15 protein-coding genes and 1 pseudogene are annotated in these 17,349 nt (G+C 72.4%); 3 read left to right on the top strand and 13 right to left on the bottom strand.

All coding sequences use genetic code 11. The features are described from left to right. The 5 genes from AAC944_RS31010 to AAC944_RS30990 form a co-directional block, all read right to left on the bottom strand. Positions 1–447: a roadblock/LC7 domain-containing protein gene (locus AAC944_RS31010; RefSeq protein WP_030612605.1), complete on the bottom strand. Its 447-nt coding sequence runs from the start codon at positions 445–447 to the stop codon at positions 1–3. Beyond that, positions 437–2,404 carry a sensor histidine kinase gene (locus tag AAC944_RS31005; protein ID WP_368396560.1) on the bottom strand — a complete coding sequence of 656 codons (1,968 nt, stop codon included), beginning with the start codon at positions 2,402–2,404 and terminating at the stop codon, positions 437–439. Before AAC944_RS31005 ends, AAC944_RS31010 begins: the two co-directional genes overlap by 11 nt. Before the next feature lie 276 nt (positions 2,405–2,680). Next, positions 2,681–3,850, bottom strand: coding sequence for an MBL fold metallo-hydrolase (locus tag AAC944_RS31000; protein WP_030625381.1), 1,170 nt, complete (start codon positions 3,848–3,850; stop codon positions 2,681–2,683). Positions 3,851–4,086: 236 nt separating this feature from the next. Continuing rightward, positions 4,087–4,941: a GNAT family N-acetyltransferase gene (locus AAC944_RS30995; protein ID WP_030625378.1), complete on the bottom strand. Its 855-nt coding sequence runs from the start codon at positions 4,939–4,941 to the stop codon at positions 4,087–4,089. Between the two features lie 43 nt (positions 4,942–4,984). After that, a complete protein-coding gene (locus AAC944_RS30990) occupies positions 4,985–5,767 on the bottom strand; it encodes an alpha-ketoglutarate-dependent dioxygenase AlkB family protein (RefSeq protein WP_030625375.1) in 783 nt (260 codons plus the stop codon). A gap of 364 nt (positions 5,768–6,131) precedes the next feature. Here AAC944_RS30990 and AAC944_RS30985 point away from each other — a divergent pair, with 364 nt between their 5' ends. Further along, positions 6,132–7,058 carry a carbohydrate kinase family protein gene (locus tag AAC944_RS30985; protein WP_051872450.1) on the top strand — a complete coding sequence of 309 codons (927 nt, stop codon included), beginning with the start codon at positions 6,132–6,134 and terminating at the stop codon, positions 7,056–7,058. A 46-nt stretch (positions 7,059–7,104) separates the two neighbouring features. Here AAC944_RS30985 and AAC944_RS30980 read toward each other — a convergent pair whose 3' ends face one another. The 3 genes from AAC944_RS30980 to AAC944_RS30970 are packed head-to-tail and all read right to left on the bottom strand — an operon-like array spanning position 7,105 to position 9,119. After that, positions 7,105–7,995 (bottom strand): SAM-dependent methyltransferase, encoded by an 891-nt coding sequence (locus AAC944_RS30980; protein WP_051872449.1) that lies wholly within the window; start codon positions 7,993–7,995, stop codon positions 7,105–7,107. Further along, on the bottom strand, positions 7,971–8,249 hold the full coding sequence (locus AAC944_RS30975; protein ID WP_030625367.1) for a DUF397 domain-containing protein: 279 nt from the start codon (positions 8,247–8,249) through the stop codon (positions 7,971–7,973). Before AAC944_RS30975 ends, AAC944_RS30980 begins: the two co-directional genes overlap by 25 nt. A gap of 3 nt (positions 8,250–8,252) precedes the next feature. Then, positions 8,253–9,119: a Sco1979 family transcriptional regulator gene (locus AAC944_RS30970; RefSeq protein ID WP_030625353.1), complete on the bottom strand. Its 867-nt coding sequence runs from the start codon at positions 9,117–9,119 to the stop codon at positions 8,253–8,255. 136 nt (positions 9,120–9,255) lie between these two features. Here AAC944_RS30970 and AAC944_RS30965 point away from each other — a divergent pair, with 136 nt between their 5' ends. Continuing rightward, positions 9,256–9,699 carry an ATP-binding protein gene (locus tag AAC944_RS30965; RefSeq protein WP_368396555.1) on the top strand — a complete coding sequence of 148 codons (444 nt, stop codon included), beginning with the start codon at positions 9,256–9,258 and terminating at the stop codon, positions 9,697–9,699. A 128-nt stretch (positions 9,700–9,827) separates the two neighbouring features. On the opposite strand, the pseudogene AAC944_RS30960 reads toward AAC944_RS30965, so the two are convergent. After that, positions 9,828–10,616 (bottom strand): annotated as a pseudogene (locus AAC944_RS30960) (SGNH/GDSL hydrolase family protein); the annotation flags it as partial. Between the two features lie 308 nt (positions 10,617–10,924). Between AAC944_RS30960 and AAC944_RS30955 the strand changes: the two are divergent. After that, positions 10,925–11,737 carry a tyrosine-protein phosphatase gene (locus AAC944_RS30955; RefSeq protein WP_030625345.1) on the top strand — a complete coding sequence of 271 codons (813 nt, stop codon included), beginning with the start codon at positions 10,925–10,927 and terminating at the stop codon, positions 11,735–11,737. A 79-nt stretch (positions 11,738–11,816) separates the two neighbouring features. Here the strand turns inward: AAC944_RS30955 and AAC944_RS30950 are convergent, their stop codons facing one another. Genes AAC944_RS30950 through hpnH form a run of 4 tightly spaced genes read right to left on the bottom strand, consistent with a single transcriptional unit; the run spans position 11,817 to position 17,349 of the window. Beyond that, positions 11,817–13,199, bottom strand: a complete 1,383-nt coding sequence (locus AAC944_RS30950) for an aspartate aminotransferase family protein (protein WP_030625343.1) — start codon at positions 13,197–13,199, stop codon at positions 11,817–11,819. After that, complete coding sequence (gene dxs, locus AAC944_RS30945; protein ID WP_030625340.1) at positions 13,196–15,103, bottom strand: 1-deoxy-D-xylulose-5-phosphate synthase; 1,908 nt, start codon at positions 15,101–15,103, stop codon at positions 13,196–13,198. The genes AAC944_RS30950 and dxs overlap by 4 nt, the downstream gene beginning before the upstream one ends. A 49-nt stretch (positions 15,104–15,152) precedes the next feature. Next, a complete protein-coding gene (gene ispG, locus AAC944_RS30940) occupies positions 15,153–16,319 on the bottom strand; it encodes a flavodoxin-dependent (E)-4-hydroxy-3-methylbut-2-enyl-diphosphate synthase (RefSeq protein WP_368396552.1) in 1,167 nt (388 codons plus the stop codon). A 4-nt stretch (positions 16,320–16,323) separates the two neighbouring features. Beyond that, positions 16,324–17,349, bottom strand: coding sequence for an adenosyl-hopene transferase HpnH (gene hpnH / locus AAC944_RS30935; protein ID WP_030625470.1), 1,026 nt, complete (start codon positions 17,347–17,349; stop codon positions 16,324–16,326).

The raw sequence follows: 17,349 nt of genomic DNA, 5'->3' as shown, positions 1-17,349 counted from the left end.
TCAGCGCCCGCCCGCCCGCGTCTGGTGCCGCGCGGGCGTGGCGAGGTAGGGCCGTACGCTCTTGACCAGCATGCCCATCTCGTAGCCGAGCACGGCGACGTCGGCCTCCCGGCCGGCGAGTACGGCGAGGTTGGCACCGGATCCGGCGGTGGAGACGAAGAGCAGCGTGGACTCCAGCTCCACGACGACCTGGAGGACGTCGTCGCCCTCGCCGAAGCGGACGCCGGCGCTGCGGGCCAGGCTGTAGAGGCCGGAGGCGAGCGCGGCCATGTGGTCGGCGCTGTCCGGCTCGAAGCCGTGCGCCGCCTTCACCAGGCCGTCGGAGGAGAGCAGCAGGGCACTGCGGGCGTGCGGTACCCGCTGTACGAGTCCGGTCAGGAGCCAGGACAGGTCGGTCGTCGGCCGGCCGCCATGTCGCTGGGGCTGTACGTGAACGTCACTCACCATGGTTCTGGTCGTCTCCTCGTGGGCGGCTCACGGCCGTTCCGTTGCCGGTCTGGTCGTACGGGGCGCTGCTGCCGTACGCGGGGGCGGTGTCGTGGTCGGTCACCCGGGCGACGGCCGCGTCGTAGGCGTCGTCGGCGCGGTTGATGCCGCTCCGGAAGGCGGCCATCAGGCCGGGGTCGTGCTCGGGTTCGGGGCGGCCGGAGGCGCGGGTGCCGCCGGGCGGGGTGGGGTCGCCGCGGAGTTCGGGGACGAGGTGTTCCTGCTTGCGGCGGCGGGGCAGCCGGGGCCGGTCGGTGGTGGTCACGGGCGGGGCCGGGGGCAGGACGACGGGGCCGGGTTCCGGGACCGCGGCGGCGGTGGGAGCGTCCGCCGCCGCGGTCCGGCCGCTGCCGGGGCCGCGCGCATCGGCGTGTGCGGCGTCCCGGCGCGGGTCGGTGGGCCCGGCGGTGGTGCCGGCCGGGGCGGGGGTGGTGCGGGGCGCGGCCGGGGCGGCCTCGGGGTGCGCGGCCTCGGGGTACGTGGTCCCGGTGTGCGCGCCGACGGCGGCGGGCTGCGGGGCCGGGGCGGGCATGGGGGCGGCCGGGGTGGGGTGGTCCGTCAGCGGCGCGGCGGGCGGCAGCGGGCCGGGGCCGGGGTCGGCGTGGCCGTTGGCGGTCCGCACGATGCGGCGGCGCTGCGCGAGCCCCTCGGCGGGCGGTGCGGCGGGGGCGGGGGGCGGGGCGCTGTCGGCGTCCTGGTTCTGTTCGTCGGCGGGCTCCTCGCCCAACAGGCCCTGGGGAAGGATGAGTACGGCCTGGACGCCGCCGTAGATGTTGCTCTGCAGGCGGACGACGATGCCGTGCCGGCGGGCGAGGGAGGAGACCACGAAGAGGCCGATGCGGCCGTCGTTGAGGAGTTCGGCGACGTCGACGTGTTCGGGGTCGGCGAGCAGTGCGTTCATCCGGTCCTGCTCCGCCAGGTCCATGCCCAGGCCGCGGTCCTCGACCTCGACGGCGAGGCCCGCGGTGACCAGCTGGGCGCGGAGCAGGATGTGGGTGTGCGGCGCGGAGAAGACGGTGGCGTTCTCGACCAGTTCGGCGAGGAGGTGGATGACGTCGGCGACGGCGTGGCCGCGCAGGGTGCCTTCGATGGGCGGTACGAGCTTGACGCGCGGGTACTGCTCGACCTCGGCGATGGAGGACCGCATGACCTCGGTCATGGTGACCGGGCGGCTCCACTGGCGGCGGGAGATGGCGCCGCCGAGGACGGCGAGGTTCTCGGCGTGGCGGCGGATGCGGGTGGCGAGGTGGTCGACGTGGAAGAGGCCTTTGAGCAGGTCGGGGTCCTCGACGTGGTTCTCCAGCTCGTCGAGGAGTTCGATCTCGCGGTGCACCAGGGACTGGAGGCGCCGGGCGAGGTTGACGAAGACCTCGACCTTCTGCTCGCTGCCGCTGGCGTTGCCGCGGGTGATCGCGACGGCGTCGATGACGGCGGTCTCGGCGGCCCGGCCGGCGGCGGTGACGTCGTGGATGAGGAGGTCGAGGGTGTCACCGGCGGGGCGGGGCAGTGGTTCGGGGGCGCGTTGCTGGAGCCATTCGCCCTGGCGTACACGGTGCACGAGGGCGTACAGGTCGGACTGGCCGCGGGCGCAGACCTCCCGGAGCCGGGCGTAGCGCTGGACGGTGGCGCGGGCCTCGGCGGTGGCGGCCGTGCAGGCGACGGCGGTGATGCCGCACACGAGCGCGAAGCCGCAGGCGAGCACCGTCCAGGCGGCGCCGCTCAGGGGTGCTCCGCCGGACCGCGCGACGAAGGCGGTGGCGGCGGAGCAGGTCGCGGCGACGAGCAGGCAGGGCACGGCCGCGAGGCGGACGAGGCGGACGCGTATGACGGAGTCGGCGGCCGTCTCGCGGAGGGGTACGCGGCTGTGCCGGGCGCCTTCGCGATCCCGCCGCCGTCCGGGCAGCGGTGCGGGAACCATTCCCCTGGTCCCCCTGGTCCCGTGGGATTCGGGGGTGTCCTGGGGCACGTCTGTCCCCGTCCCCTGGGGAAATGCAGCAGGCATCGGCGCCCTCCGGATCGGCCGTCGGCGGTTCGCGGAGCACGCACGCTAGTTGTTGCGGGAGGGCGGATCAGACGCACTTCGGGGTTTCGCTACCCCGCGCCACCTCCCTGAGGGGCAGTTGCTCGCACGACCGTACGAAGGGCACGAACTGCCGTTCTGCTGCCGGGTTTTTCTTCCCTTCCGGTTCCGGGGTCATTCCCCCGTGGCCGGGGCACTGCCCGCTCCGCTCGCCATCGCCGCGGGTCCCTTCGGCGGCCAGCACGGCCAGCCGTGCGCGGGCGGTACGGCGACGGCCCGCCACCAGGGCTCCACGGTGAACTCGTCCGCGGGCTCGAACGGCTTGCCGGGGACCGGTGCCGCGAGCTTCGCGCCGGCCGCCACGGCGGCCGCGGCCGTACGCTCCGCCGGCTCCGCCCACGGATGCGGCGCGAGGTTGAAGGTGCCCCAGTGGATCGGCAGCAGGACACCGGCGGGGCGGCCGCCGCCGAGGTCGAGGTGGGCGCGCAGGCCCTCCTCGGGCGTCATGTGGATGTCCGGCCAGAACTCCTCGCTGTACGCACCGATCTGGATCATGGTGAGGTCGAACGGGCCGTGCGCCTGCCCGATCTCGGCGAAGCCGCCGAAGTAGCCGGTGTCGCCGCTGTGGTAGACGCGGTGCTCGGGCCCGGCGACCACCCAGGACGCCCACAGGGTGTGCTGCGGGCCGCGCAGCCCGCGCCCGCAGAAGTGCTGCGCCGGGGTGGCGGTCAGCGTCAGCTCGCCCACCCGGGTCGACTCGTGCCAGTCCAGCTCGGTGATGCGCTCCGGCGGGACGCCCCAGTACTCCAGGTCGGCGCCGATGCCGAGCGGCACCACGAAGGCGGTTCCGGTGGCGATCAGCTGCTGGACGGTGGGCATGTCGAGGTGGTCGTAGTGGTCGTGCGAGATCACGACGGCGTCGACCGGTGCCAGCTCCGTCAGGGGTACCGGCGCCGGGTGCAGCCGCCGGGGGCCGACCCAGGTGAACGGGGAGCACCGCTCGCCCCACACCGGGTCGAAGAGCACCCGCTGTCCGTCGATCTCCGCCAGCACGCTCGAATGGCCCATCCAGGTGATGCGCAGCCCGGAGGCGGGCGGCCGTCCCCAGTCGGCCGCGGTCGGCCGGTGGACGGGGATCTCGCCCACGGGGGCCCGGCGCAGCCTGCCGTCCCGGTTGAGCTGCGTACGGACCATCGGCAGGGTCTGGCCCTGACGGAGCTGCCGGGTGGCGACCGGGTTGCGGAACTGTCCGTCCACGAACTGCGGGGAGCGGCGGATCCTGGCCAGCCGCTCTCCTGTGGGCACGGCGCCGAAAGCGGCGGTGCGCCACGAGCCGGAACTCATACGCCAAGAGCGGGGAGCGGTCACGACACCTCCAGGTTCGGGACGGTCGACGGAAAGTGCGGGCCCGGCGGACGACGACGACCGCGGTGCCGCACCGCCCGGACACAACACCATCACCCTCGACGGACAACCGCGCGACCGGCCCGGGCATTCCGCGTACCGCCGGACGGGTGAGGGGTACCCACAGAACGCGGGACGACGCGTGGCGAGGATGAGCCGGGCGTGCCGTCCGGTCCTCAGGGGGCCGGCGGGAAGTCGTACCGGCGGTGGTCGCCGGCCCGGCGGTAGCCGAGCCGCTCGTACAGGGCGGTGCTGGTGCGGTTCGCGGCGTCGGCGAAGAGGAGCACCTGCCCGGCGCCCGCCGCGAGCGCGCCGCGGGACACGGCGGCGGTGACGCCCGCCGCGTAGCCGTTGCGGCGCAGCGCGGGCGGGGTGTGGACGGGCCCGACCTTGGCCATGCCGCCGACGGTGCGCGAGACGCCCGCGAAGGCCGCCGGGCGGCCGCCGTCCTCCCAGAGCGTGAGCCCGCCGTAGGTGAGCCGGTCGTCGACGGAGCCGGCGTGTCCGTGCGGCTCGCCGCCGCTCTCACGGGCGAACTCGCCCCACCAGTCCACCAGCAGCGCCCGGTCGGCGGCGGTGGCGGTGCGGGCCCGGCCGCGCGGCTCCGGGTCGGGCGGGGTCAGCTTCTCCAGCCGGTAGAGCCGGAGGTGCGTGCGGAGGCGGGCGGCGCGGCCCGTGCGGTGCTGCCAGGCCGCGGTGAAGGCGTCGGCGGCGGCCCGGGTGCCGTTGACCCCGCCGACCGGCAGCGGTCCGGCGGCGAGGACGTCAAGGAGGGCGGCGGCCGCCCGGTCCGGCATCGGGGAGAGCAGGGGCGGGCGGGGCGGGGTCCATGCGTACGCGCCGTCGACGCGGCCGTCCGGGCCCTGCCACCAGCCGTACCGGGGTGGCCGGTCGCCGTAGGCCGCCGGGCCCGAGGCGGCCAGCGTGGCGGTGACGCTGAGCAGCTGCGTGTGCTCGTCGGGGCGGGTCCGCAGGAAGTCGCCCGCCGTGGCCAGAAAGGCGTCGAGGTCGTGTGTCGTCGTCCAGTCCATAGGTCAGCGTGCCGCCGGGCGCGGTGGGTGCGCATGCGGTTTTTCAGGGGCCTGCGGCCGGGTGGCCGAGACCGCCGACGCGGAGGGTGAGGTTCACGCGGCCCTTCAGGCCGAGTGCCGCGGGAGCCGTGCCGGGGCTGGTGCGGGGGACGCCGTGGTACGCCCGTCGGGAGGGGCCGCCGAAGACGAAGAGGTCGCCGCTGCGCAGTTCGACGTCGGTCCAGGGGCGGTTGCGGGTCTCGGTGTTGCCGAAGCGGAAGAGGCAGGTGTCGCCGAGGCTGAGGGAGACGACGGGCGCGCCGGAGTCCTCGTCGATGTCCTGGTGCATGCCCATCCGGGCGGTGTCGTCGTAGAAGTTGACCAGGGCGATGTCGTACGGCGCGTCGGGCGCGTACGGTGCCGCGTCGGCCCCGCTGCCGTACGCCGCGCGCAGTGCCCGGCCGGCGAGCGTGCGGAGCCGTCCGGGGAAGGGCTTCACGGGTGCGCCGTCGCCGTCGACGACGGTGCGGGAGTAGGCGTACGGGTAGGAGTGCCGGCCCGGGCAGCCGGGGTTGTGCCGGACCGCGCGGCGGCAGTACGGGCAGCGGGGCACCGCGCTCCAGTGCCGTCCGAGGCACACCTGCCGGACGGACATCACGCCGCCGCCCGGGGTCCGTACGGTCCGCAGTCCGGCCGGCGGCCTGGCCCAGTCCCGGCACGCCGCCAGCAGTTCCCGCTGCTCCCCCGCGTCCAGCCAGTCCGGTACGTGCACCGCGCCGGGTGCCGGCTCCGTCCGCTCGCGCGGGAACGCCTCGGGTGGGAACAGTCCGTCCGCTTCGCCCTCCATGCCTCCATCATCACCCGGTCCGGCGGGGCGTCGGGTATCGGCCAAGTGGAGCCGTGGCCGGCGCGGGGCGGGCGCGGGCACCACGAGCTGAGCGGCACGCCGGGGCACGGGGCGCGGGACGGGCCGGGTGGGGCGGGTGCGGGGCGGGAGCTGTCCGGAAAGCGGTGGTGGCGGGGGCGCGGAGAACGTCCCGGGGAGTGACGGGGTGGTCACTTGCCGTTGTGCGGGGTGCGTGGCGTCTACACTCCCCGGAGCGGCTCCCGATGGGCCGTCATCGGTCTCACCAGCCAGGGATTCAAGGACACTTGTGACATTCCAGCAGGGATTCCAGCAGGACACCCGGCCGACCCAGCCGTACGACGTGCTGGTCGTCGGTGGATCGGGTGTGGACACGATCGTCCGGGTCGGCGCGCTGCCGGTACCGCAGGCCGACTCCTTCGCCGTACCGCCGATCCGGGAGTGGGCCGGGCATACGGGTACGGGCGTCGCGCTGGGCTGTGCGGCGCTCGGGCTGTCCACCGCGTTCGTGGACTTCATCGGCGCGGACCACGAGGGTGAGCTGGTCAGGGAGCGGCTGCGGGGCACCGGCGTCGACTTCGATCCGATGATCTCCCCGCACGGGACGCGCCGCGCGGTGAACCTCGTCTCCCCGGACGGCCGCCGCACGTCCTTCTACGACGGCCGGGACCCGCTCGACCTGCGGATGCCGCCCGAGCACTACTTCCCGTACCTCCGCAGGACGCGGCATGTGCACCTGTCGATCATGCACTTCGCCCGGTTCCTGTACGACGACATCCAGGAGCTGGGCGTCCCCGTCTCCACCGATCTGCACGACTGGGACGGGCTCGCCGACCACCACCGGGAGTTCGCGCTCCGGTCGGATCTGGTGTTCCTCAGTGCGGCCGGCGCCGGGGAGCGGATCGGCGCGGTGATGCGGGAGATCCTGCGGGAGGGCCGCGCCGAGGCGGTGATCGCCACGGCGGGCGCCGGCGGCGCGTACCTGCTCACCCCGGACGACTCCACCCCGCGGCACGTCCCCGCGGCCGTGCCGTCGGCGCCGGTGGTGGACAGCAACGGCGCGGGCGACGCGTTCGTGTGCGGCTTCCTGCACGGCCGGCTGGCCGGGCGCGACCTGGAGGAGTGCGCCCGCCTGGGGACGCTCGCCGGCGCGCACGCCTGTACGTCGGAGGGCACGCACACGGCGCTCATCTCGGCGGACGAACTGCTCGCGGCAGCGGCGGAAGAGGAGGAGCCCGCCGCTGAGCTGCGGGCCCCCTCGCTCACCTCGTGAACTTCACTTCCGTGAGCCGCACCCCGTGAGCCTCAGCCTGTGAGCTTCACTCCTTGATGCCCACTCCGCCGTAGAAGATCGTGTTGTTGATCTCCTCGGCGGTGGGCACGGGGCCGTCCGGGCGCCACAGCGGGACCCGTACGACGCCGGGCTCCTGGAGCCGGAACGGGCCGAAGAGCCGCTGGATCGCGGCCTTGTCACGGAGGTTGAGCGTGGCTGTGGCGTTCTTGTAGACGTCCAGGACACCGTCCCGCGCCACCTCGTCCGTACGGCCCTCCGCGTACTCCTCGTACGGCTCGCCGGTGGCGTGCGAGAGGATCAGCCGGCTGCCGGCGGGCAGTGCGTCCGCGAGCGCGGTGACCACGCCGGCCGGGTCCTCGTCGTCGCGCAGGAAGTGCAGTACGGCGACGAGCAGTACGGCCACCGGCTGCCCGAAGTCGATCAGCCGGTGGACCGCCGGGGCTGCCAGCAGCGCGGCGGGCTCGCGTACGTCACCGAGGACGAAACCGGTGCCGGGCGCCGCGGTGAGCCGGGCGTCGGCGTGGGTGGCGACGATCGGGTCGTTGTCGGCGTAGACCACCCGCGCGTCCGGCGCGCTCTCACGGGCCACCTCGTGGGTGCTGGGCGAGGTGGGGATGCCGGTGCCGAGGTCGAGGAACTGCCGGATGCCGCTGTCCGCCGCGTCCCGGACGGCGCGCCGCATGAACGCGCGGTTGGCGCGGGCGCTGTCGCGGACCTGCGGGTGCACGCGGATCACCTGGTCGGCGGCCTCGCGGTCGACCTCGTAGTTGTCCCAGCCGCCGAGGTAGTAGTCGTACATCCGGGCCGGGTGCGGCCTGCTGGTGTCGATCTCCTCGGCGGCGAAACCGCGGTCCGCCGCGGGATCGCCGTGCGCCGGGAAAACGATGTCGCTCACGCCGTCCTCATCTCTCCGCATCCGCAGGGCGCCGCGTGCAGCAGGAAGTCGGCCTCGCCGGCCTTCGCGCCCCGGATGAAGCTCTCGATCTCGCCGTGGGTGTAGATCAGCGCGGGGCCGTTGGGATCGGTGGACTGGCGGAGCGCCACCCGGCCGTCCTGCAGTCTCATCGCCTCGACGCACTCGCCGCCGTTGCCGCCGCTCCACGGCTTGTGCCAGCCTTCGCTGCCCAGTTCGCTGGCGGGCATGCCGTTGTAGATGCGTATGCGATCCATGGTTCAGATCTCCTTGCGAAAGCCACTCAGAAGGGCTGCGGTGCGGTGTGCGGGCGCGGCCTGCGCGCACATCCGGTCCAGCGCCTCCAGGAACTGCGAGACATCGCCGCGCTGGTCGAAGTACACGGCGCCGACCAGGCTCTCCGCGTACGCGATGTCGGGCAGTTCCGGGATGGGGAACCGGAAGATGTGGAACGGCCCGTACATGGCGGGGTGCGGGCCGGTGGCGAACGGGATGATCTGCAGCCGGACGTTGGGCAGTTCGGTGGCTTCGATCAGCCGGTCGAGCTGCGCGCGCATGACCTCGGGGCCGCCGACCGGGCGGCGCAGCACCGTCTCGTCCAGGACCATCCACAGCATGGGGGCGTTGTCGCGGCTGAGCAGCGACTGGCGTGCCATGCGCAGGTCGACGGAGCGGTCGATCTCCTCCTGGGCGGCGTGCGGCATGCCGGCGTGCAGCACGGCGCGCGCGTAGCCCTCGGTCTGCAGCAGCCCCGGTACGTAGTGCGGCTGGTAGGCGCGGATGAGGTTGGCGGCGCTCTCCAGGCTGACGTACGCGCTGAACCAGTCGGGCAGGACGTCCCGGAAGCGGTGCCACCAGCCGGGGCGGTTGGCCTCCCGGGCGAGCGCGATGAAGGTCTCGCTCTCCTCGGTGTCGGTGACGCCGTAGGTGGCGAGCAGCTTCTCCACGTACGGGATCTTGAGGCCTACCTCGGCCTTCTCCATGCGGCGAACGGTCGCGTGCGTGACGTCCAGGGCGTCGGCGGCCTGTTCGAAGGTGAGTCCGGCCTTCTCGCGAAGGTCCTGCAGCCTCTTGCCGAGGACAACCCGCAGGACGGTCGGAGCGCCGCCCGACCGTGCGTCCACCACTTGTGATCTCCTCCAACTGAGTTCCGTGGTCAGCAGTGTGTCATGCCATCAGAAGTGCGAACAGACTGCGATGTCGATTCTGCAATTTGCAGATTGATCCTTGCCAAGGTTGTCCAACATCGCACATAGTTGCGGAGTGCCTTCCTCCCACAACGCGGCATCGTTAAGGGGATGCGGCGGCGTCGCCGTCGAACTCCTCAGCGACGCCTTCCAATTGCCGGCGCTGCGCACCTCCGTCCCGGAGGCCCGCCGAAGAGTCACCGCCGCGCTGCGGGAATGGGGCGCCGTCGAGCAGGTGCGCGACGACGCCGAGCTGGTGGTCTCGGAGCTGTTCACCAACGCCGTGCGGCACACCGACAGCGAGTGGGTCCACTGCGAGCTGACCCTCGGCGGCGCACGGCTGCGCGTGGCGGTCACCGACCAGGGACACGGCGACTCCCGGCCGCAGGCGCAGCCGCGCAGTACGGACCGGGAGTGCGGGCGCGGCCTGCTGCTGGTCGGCGCCGTCTCCGAGGACTGGGGCGTACGGCCCGACGGCACCGGCCGGGGCCGGGTCGTCTGGGCCGATCTCGCGTACTAGCCGGTCTCGCGCGGACCAGCCGATCCCGGGTATCAGCCGGCCCGGCGGGACGCCACCGACGGGGCGTCGTCAGCGGACCGCGGCGGGACGACCGCACCGGCGAGCGCGGTGTCGCCCGCCAGCAGTGCCAGCTCGGGCCGCTTGGCCGTGACGTGGTCGCCCGAGGACTCGCCGCGCAGCCGCCGCCCGATCCACGGCACGAGGTGTTCGCGCGCCCAGTGGATGGTCTCGCGGCGGGCGACCGCCGCCGAGCGTGCGGTCTCCGGGGGCCAGGCCTGGTCGGGGTCGGCCGGTACGTCCAGGCCGAGGACCTGGGCCGCACGGAGCGCCACCCGGGTGTGGCCGTCGGGCGAGAGATGCAGCCGGTCGTCGCTCCAGGCGCGGCGGTCCTGCACGGACCGCAGCGACCACAGGTCCAGGACCGGGCAGTCGTACCGGTCGGCGATGGCCCGGACGTGGGCGGTGTACGTCGCGATCTTGCCGCGCAGGTGCTTGAGCACGGGGATGTCACGGGTGTCGAAGCCGGTGCAGAGCAGGACCGTGCCCACCGACTCCTTGAGGTCGGCGACGGCGGCGGCGTAGCGCTCGGCGACGGCGTCCGGGTCCGAGCCGGGCCGCAGGATGTCGTTGCCGCCGGCACAGAAGGTCACCAGGTCCGGGCCCAGCTCCTTGGCGCGCGGGACCTGCTCGGCGACGATCGGGTCCAGGAGCCGGCCCCGTACGGCGAGGTTGGCGTACCGGAAGTCGTGCTCCGGGCGTCGGTCGGAGAGCAGAACCGCGAGCCGGTCGGCCCAGCCGATGAACGTGCCGTCCGGGCCGGGGTCGCCGACGCCTTCGGTGAAGCTGTCCCCGACGGCTGCGTACGACCCGATCGAGCCAGCTTCGCTGCTGCTTATCTTCTTCGAATCCTCTGCCACGTCAGGACATACTTCACCTTCGGGCGTGACCTACGCCATCGTAACCAGGGGTTGACGACAGGTGATGATTGCCACTCAGTCAAATTCTGCCCAAGTCGGAATAAGAGCGAACGCCCGTCACGGGCCCGGATGAGCGCCGAGCGACCACATACCGGCGCCGAGTAGGCGCCGAACGGCGGAATGGCGACGTCATACGGTCGGGATCAGTGGCCGGACGAGCTAGTTGCCTATTGCACCAGTGCCGTATGGTCGGAACAGCCCGCTCGCCGACGAGCAGCGTCGGCGGCCGACGTCAAAGGAGCGCGCCCGTGACGACGCAGCAGCCGCCGCGAGTCCAGCCGACCGAGCCCCTGCTCGCGGAGGTGCGCAACTTCCGCGACGTCGGCGGGCTCCCGACGGTCGACGGGCGGCGGGTGCGGCACGGACGGCTCTTCCGCAGCGGCCACCTGGCGCACGCCACGGAGGCGGACGCCGCCTTCCTGGGCACCCTCGGGCTGCACACCATCTTCGACTTCCGCAACGCCGCCGACATCAAGCTCGAAGGCCCGGACGTCACCCTGCCCGGCGTGCGCCACGTCAACATCCCGCTGACCGACCCGGCCGACGGCGCGGAGTTCTGGGCGATGGTGCGCGACGGCGAGCTGGACCAGCTGCGCGCCGCGCTGGGCGACGGCCAGGCGGCCGGCCGGATGGCCCGCACGTACCGGCACATCATCTCGACCCGCACCGCCGACCACAGCCGCGTGCTGCACTCCCTCGCCGAGGAGAGCGTGCCCGCCCTCATGCACTGCGCGGCCGGCAAGGACCGTGCGGGCCTGTCCATCGCGGTCACGCTGCTCGCCGTGGGCGTCGACCGCGAGGCCATCGAGGCGGACTACCTGGAGTCCAACGACCCGCGCCGCCGGTACAAGGTGCGCCGCTCCGACCGCTCGGCGGCCGGCATGTCCGAGGAGGTCATGGCCCTGCTGGCGCCGCTCTTCGACGCCCGCGCGGAATACCTGCACGCCGCCTTCGACACCATCGAGACCACCTGGGGCTCCACCGAGGCGTACCTCACCGAGGGCCTGAAGCTCACCCCCGAGACCCGCGGCCGGCTGCGGGACCGCCTGCTGGAGGACTGAGCCTCCTCGGCACGGCACACACAAGGGGGCCCCGGCCCGTCCTGTACGGGCCGGGGCCCCGCCGTGACCGCGTACGGCCTCAGCGGTCGGCCATCGCCTGCCTGACCAGCGTCCGCCCGAAGTCCCAGATCAGCCCGCCGCCCGCGTGGGCGTCGTCCATGACGGCCGTGAACGCCGCGACGAACCGCTCCACCTCCGGCTCCCCGATGATCAGCGGCGGGATCAGCTTGATGACCTCCAGGTGATCACCGGAGACCTGGGTGAGGATGCGGTGCCGCTGGAGCAGCGGCACCACGACCATCTGCGCGAACAGTCCCTTGCGCGCCGCCTGGAGCATCGTCCAGCGGCCGCGCAGCCCCAGCGACCTCGGGCGGCCGAACTCGATGCCGACCATCAGGCCGCGGCCCCGCACGTCGTGCAGCAGCTCGTACTTCGGGATCAGCTCGGTCAGGCGGGTCCGCAGCAGCTCGCCCGTCGACCGCACCCCGGCGAGGATCCCCTCGTCCTCCATGACCGTGAGGACGGCCAGCCCCGCGGCCATCGCCTGCGCGTTGGACCCGAAGCTGGCGGAGTGCACCAGCACCCGGTCCATCGAGGAGTAGACCTTCTTGAAGACCGACTCCTTGCCGAGCGTGGCGCCGACGGGGACGTAGCCGCCGGACAGCGCCTTGGCCACGCAGACCAGGTCCGGTTCCACCCCGGGCTCGTGCTGGTACGCGAAGAAGTCGCCGGTCCGGCCGAGCCCGGTCTGCACCTCGTCGGCGATCAGCAGCGCCTTGTGCTTGTGCAGCAGCTCCTGCGCGGCCCGCAGGAAGCCCGGCGGTGCCGGGTGCACGCCCTTGCCCTGGATCGGCTCCACGACGAACGCCGCCACGTCGCCGCGCTTCAGCTCCCGCTCCAGCGCGTCCAGGTCACCCATCCCGATCGCGGTGTCCGGCAGCAGCGGCGCGAAGCCGTCGCGGAAGCCGGCCTCGCCGTTGACCGAGAGCGAGCCCGTGGTCAGGCCGTGGAAGGCGTGCGTGCAGTACAGGACGCGCGGTCTGCCGGTCGTGTACCGGGCGAACTTCAGCGCCGTCTCCACGGCCTCCGTACCGCTGTTCCCGAAGAAGACCCGGTCCAGGTGCGGCGCGTACCGGAGCAGCTTCTCGGCGAGCAGGCCGGGCAGCGGCGGGCAGTCGAAGCGGGTGAGGTCGGCGAGGTCCGCGTCCAGTACGTCGTGGAGCGCCTGCCGGACCACGGGGTGGTGCCGGCCGAGACCCATCACGCCGAACCCGGCGAGCATGTCCAGGTACTCCTGGCCCTGGTCGTCCCAGAAGTACGCGCCTTCGGCCCGCTCGTAGACCTTGTCGAAGCCGATGGTGTGCAGCATCCGCGGGAGCTGGTGGTTGAGGTGCCTGGCGTGCAGGTCGTAGCGTTCGCCGCCGCGCTCGGCGAGCAGCTTGGTGAGGTCGAATCCGGTCATGCGTCGTTGGTCTCCTTGACGGCCGCGACGGCCGCGCCGTCCGTACGGGGCAGGCTCTCGGCGATGCGGCCCGCGATCTCCGCCGGCGTCAGCCCGATGTCGGCCAGCACTTCGCCGCGCTTGGCGTGCGCGAGGAACTGCTCGGGGATGCCGAAGGTCCGCAGCGGCAGGTCCACGTCGGCGTCGCGCAGCGCCTGGCCCACCGCCGCGCCGACGCCGCCGGTACGGCTGCTGTCCTCCACGACGGCCACCGCGGCGTGCCGGGCGGCCAGCCGCGGGATCTCCGGGTCGACCGGCTTGACCCAGCGGGGGTCGATCACGGTGGTGCCGATGCCGCGCGCCGCGAGCAGCTCCGCCGCCGCCAGGCAGACCGGCGCCATCACGCCGACCGCGACGAGCAGCACGTCCTCCCGGTCGCCGCGGGCGAGGACGTCCACTCCCCCGGCGCGTCCCAGCGCGGGGATCGCGGGGCCGACGGTCTCCTTGGGGTAGCGCACGACGGTCGGCGCGTCGTCGACGGCGACGGCCTCCCGCAGCTGGGCGCGGAGCTGGTCGGCGTCGCGCGGCGCGGCGATCCGCAGTCCCGGCACGACCTGGAGGACGGACATGTCCCACATGCCGTTGTGGCTGGGCCCGTCGGTGCCGGTGACGCCGGCCCGGTCCAGTACGAAGGTCACCCCGCACCTGTGCAGCGCGACGTCCATGAGGACCTGGTCGAAGGCGCGGTTGAGGAAGGTGGCGTAGACCGCGAAGACCGGGTGCAGGCCGCCGGTGGCCAGGCCGGCCGCCGAGACGGCGGCGTGCTGTTCGGCGATGCCCACGTCCCAGATCCGGTCCGGGTACGCCTCGGCGAACTTCCCCAGGCCCACCGGCTGCAGCATGGCCGCGGTGACCGCCACCACGTCCGGCCGCTCGGCCCCGATACGGACCATCTCGTCGCCGAAGACGGAGGTCCAGGACGGCGCGCCGGGCGGGGTGACCGGCTCGCACGTGAACGGGTCCATCACGCCGACCGTATGAAAGCGGTCGGCCTCGTCCTCCAGGGCCGGCTGGTAACCGCGGCCCTTCTCCGTGAGGCAGTGCACCAGTACGGGGCCGTGGAAGCGGGCGGCGCGGCGCAGCGCGGACTCCACCGCCTCGATGTCGTGGCCGTCGATCGGGCCGATGTACTTCAGGCCCAGGTCCTCGAACATGCCCTGGGGCGCGAAGGCGTCCTTGAAGCCCTTCTTCGCGCCGTGCAGTGATTCATACAGCGGCCTGCCGACGACCGGCGTGCGGTGCAGGACGTCCTTGCCCCAGGAAAGGAAGCGTTCATAACCGTCGGTCGTACGGAGCGTGGCGAGGTGGTCGGCCAGGCCGCCGATGGTGGGCGCGTAGGAGCGTTCGTTGTCGTTGACGACGATGATCAGGGGCCGGTCGTCGGCCGCGATGTTGTTGAGCGCCTCCCAGGCCATGCCACCGGTGAGCGCACCGTCCCCGATGACCGCGACGACGTGGTCGCGCTTCCCCAGTACCTGGTTGGCCTTGGCCAGGCCGTCGGCCCAGCCGAGGACGGTGGAGGCGTGGGAGTTCTCGATGACGTCGTGGACGGACTCCTCGCGCGAGGGGTAGCCGGACAGGCCGCCCTTGCCGCGGAGCTTGGAGAAGTCCTGCCGGCCGGTCAGGATCTTGTGGACGTACGACTGGTGCCCGGTGTCCCACAGGATGCGGTCGGCGGGTGAGTCGAAGACCCGGTGCAGGGCGATGGTCAGCTCGACCACCCCCAGGTTGGGCCCGAGGTGCCCGCCGGTGCGGGCCACGGCCTGGATGAGGAACTGGCGGATCTCCGAGGCCAGTTCGGCGAGGCGGTCCGCCGGCACCTCCTTGAGGTCCTGCGGTTCCCGGATGTATTCGAGCATCGACATGCTGGGTCCCCCTCCTCTTTGTCCGTCCGACGGAGCCGTCGGGGTTCGTTCAGCCGACGGTGACGTCCGGTGCGCCGGTCGCCGCTCCCTCAGCCGCCATGCGTTCGGCGATCTTCATGGCTTCCTCGATGAGGGTCTCCACGATCTTCGACTCCGGCACGGTCTTGATGACCTCACCCTTCACGAAGATCTGCCCCTTGCCGTTACCGGAGGCCACCCCCAGGTCCGCCTCACGGGCCTCACCCGGACCGTTGACCACACAGCCCATCACCGCGACCCGCAGCGGCACCTCCATGCCGTCCAGCCCCGCGGTGACCTCCTCGGCCAGCTTGTACACATCCACCTGCGCCCGCCCGCACGACGGACACGAGACGATCTCCAGCCGCCGCTGCCGCAGATTCAGCGACTCCAGAATGGAGATACCGACCTTGACCTCCTCCGCCGGCGGCGCCGACAGCGACACCCGGATCGTGTCCCCGATCCCCTCGCTCAGCAGCGCCCCGAAGGCCACCGCCGACTTGATCGTCCCCTGGAACGCCGGACCCGCCTCGGTCACCCCCAGGTGCAGCGGATAGTCGCACTGCGCGGCCAGCTGCCGATAGGCGTTGACCATCACCACCGGATCGTTGTGCTTCACCGAGATCTTGATGTCCCGGAACCCGTGCTCCTCGAACAGCGACGCCTCCCACAGCGCCGACTCCACCAGCGCCTCGGGAGTGGCCTTGCCGTACTTCTGCAGCAGCCGACGGTCCAGCGACCCCGCGTTCACCCCGATCCGGATCGGCGTGCCGGCGTCCGAGGCCGCCTTGGCGATCTCCTTGACCTTGTCGTCGAACTGCTTGATGTTGCCCGGGTTCACCCGCACCGCCGCACAGCCCGCATCGATCGCCGCGAACACGTACTTCGGCTGGAAGTGAATATCGGCGATCACCGGGATCTGCGACTTCTTCGCAATGATCGGCAGCGCATCCGCGTCGTCCTGCGTCGGACACGCCACCCGCACGATCTGACAGCCCGACGCCGTCAGCTCCGCGATCTGCTGCAGCGTCGCCCCGATGTCCGCCGTACGCGTCGTCGTCATCGACTGCACCGACACCGGCGCATCCCCGCCGACGGCCACCGGCCCGACCTGGATCCGGCGCGAGACGCGCCGGACGGCCAGGGGCCGGGCCGGGACCTCGGGGAGCCCCAGTGCGACAGGCTCACCAATGGTCATGACGTCACCTGCTGCTTCCGGCGACGGTCTCACGGGCGGCGCGCAGCGACTCCTTCAGGGAGCCCATGGTCGCCAGGACGGCGGTGGGCTCGTAGCCGCAGTGCGCCATGCAGTTGGCGCAGCGCGGATCCTTGCCGCGGCCGTACTTGTCCCAGTCCGTCTCCTCGATCAGCTGCCGGTACGTGGGGACGTACCCGTCGCTCATCAGGTAGCAGGGGCGCTGCCAGCCGAACAGGGAGTAGTTCGGGATCGCCCAGGCGGTGCAGGGGAAGTCCGCCTTGCCCTCCAGGAAGTCCAGGAAGAGCGGGCTGTGGTTGAGCCGCCAGCGGCGCCGGTTGCCGCCGGCGAACGCCTTCTTGAACAGCTCCCTGGTCTGCTCGACGCCCAGGAAGTGCTCCTGGTCGGGGGCCTTCTCGTAGGCGTAGGCGGGCGACAGCATCATCTCGTCGACCTTGAGGTCGTCGTTGAGGAAGTTGAGCACCTCGATGATGGTCTGCGGGGTGTCGGTGTTGAAGAAGGTGGAGTTGGTGGTGACCCGGAAGCCGCGCCGCTTGGCCTCCTTGATCGCCTCCACGGCCTCGTCGAAGACGCCTTCCTTGGCCACGGACTCGTCGTGCCGCTCGCGCATCCCGTCGATGTGCACCGCGAAGGCGAAGTACGGCGACGGAGTGAACTTGTCCATCTTCTTGCGCAGCAGCATGGCGTTGGTGCACAGGAAGACATACTTCTTCCGGTCGACCAGCTGGCGCACGATCTCGTCGATCTGCGGGTGCATCAGGGGCTCGCCGCCGGCGATGGAGACCATCGGGGCGCCGGATTCCAGGACGGCGCCGACCGCCTGGGCGACCGGCATCCGCTGCTTCAGCACGCCGGCCGGGTGCTGGATCTTTCCGCAGCCCTCGCACGCGAGGTTGCACGCGTACAGCGGCTCCAGTTCGACGATGAGCGGGAACTTCGCACGCCGCCGGAGCATTTTCTGTTCAAAGAGATAGGTCCCGACCCTGATGGTCTGACGGAGTGGCATGGCCAT

The sequence above is a fragment of the Streptomyces sclerotialus genome (genome assembly GCF_040907265.1).
Lineage (GTDB): Bacteria > Actinomycetota > Actinomycetes > Streptomycetales > Streptomycetaceae > Streptomyces > Streptomyces sclerotialus.
The sequence above is the reverse complement of the archived record's forward strand: the minus strand, read 5'-3'. Positions and strand labels throughout refer to the sequence as shown.

Excerpts from the sequence above, each read along its gene's own strand:
- AAC944_RS31010 (WP_030612605.1), bottom strand. The coding sequence starts at position 447 with ATGGTGAGTGACGTTCACGTACAGCCCCAGCGACATGGCGGCCGGCCG.
- AAC944_RS31005 (WP_368396560.1), bottom strand. The coding sequence starts at position 2,404 with ATGGTTCCCGCACCGCTGCCCGGACGGCGGCGGGATCGCGAAGGCGCC.
- AAC944_RS31000 (WP_030625381.1), bottom strand. The coding sequence starts at position 3,850 with ATGAGTTCCGGCTCGTGGCGCACCGCCGCTTTCGGCGCCGTGCCCACA.
- AAC944_RS30995 (WP_030625378.1), bottom strand. The coding sequence starts at position 4,941 with ATGGACTGGACGACGACACACGACCTCGACGCCTTTCTGGCCACGGCG.
- AAC944_RS30990 (WP_030625375.1), bottom strand. The coding sequence starts at position 5,767 with ATGGAGGGCGAAGCGGACGGACTGTTCCCACCCGAGGCGTTCCCGCGC.
- AAC944_RS30980 (WP_051872449.1), bottom strand. The coding sequence starts at position 7,995 with ATGCGGAGAGATGAGGACGGCGTGAGCGACATCGTTTTCCCGGCGCAC.
- AAC944_RS30975 (WP_030625367.1), bottom strand. The coding sequence starts at position 8,249 with ATGGATCGCATACGCATCTACAACGGCATGCCCGCCAGCGAACTGGGC.
- AAC944_RS30950 (WP_030625343.1), bottom strand. The coding sequence starts at position 13,199 with ATGACCGGATTCGACCTCACCAAGCTGCTCGCCGAGCGCGGCGGCGAA.
- dxs (WP_030625340.1), bottom strand. The coding sequence starts at position 15,103 with ATGTCGATGCTCGAATACATCCGGGAACCGCAGGACCTCAAGGAGGTG.
- ispG (WP_368396552.1), bottom strand. The coding sequence starts at position 16,319 with ATGACCATTGGTGAGCCTGTCGCACTGGGGCTCCCCGAGGTCCCGGCC.
- hpnH (WP_030625470.1), bottom strand. The coding sequence starts at position 17,349 with ATGGCCATGCCACTCCGTCAGACCATCAGGGTCGGGACCTATCTCTTT.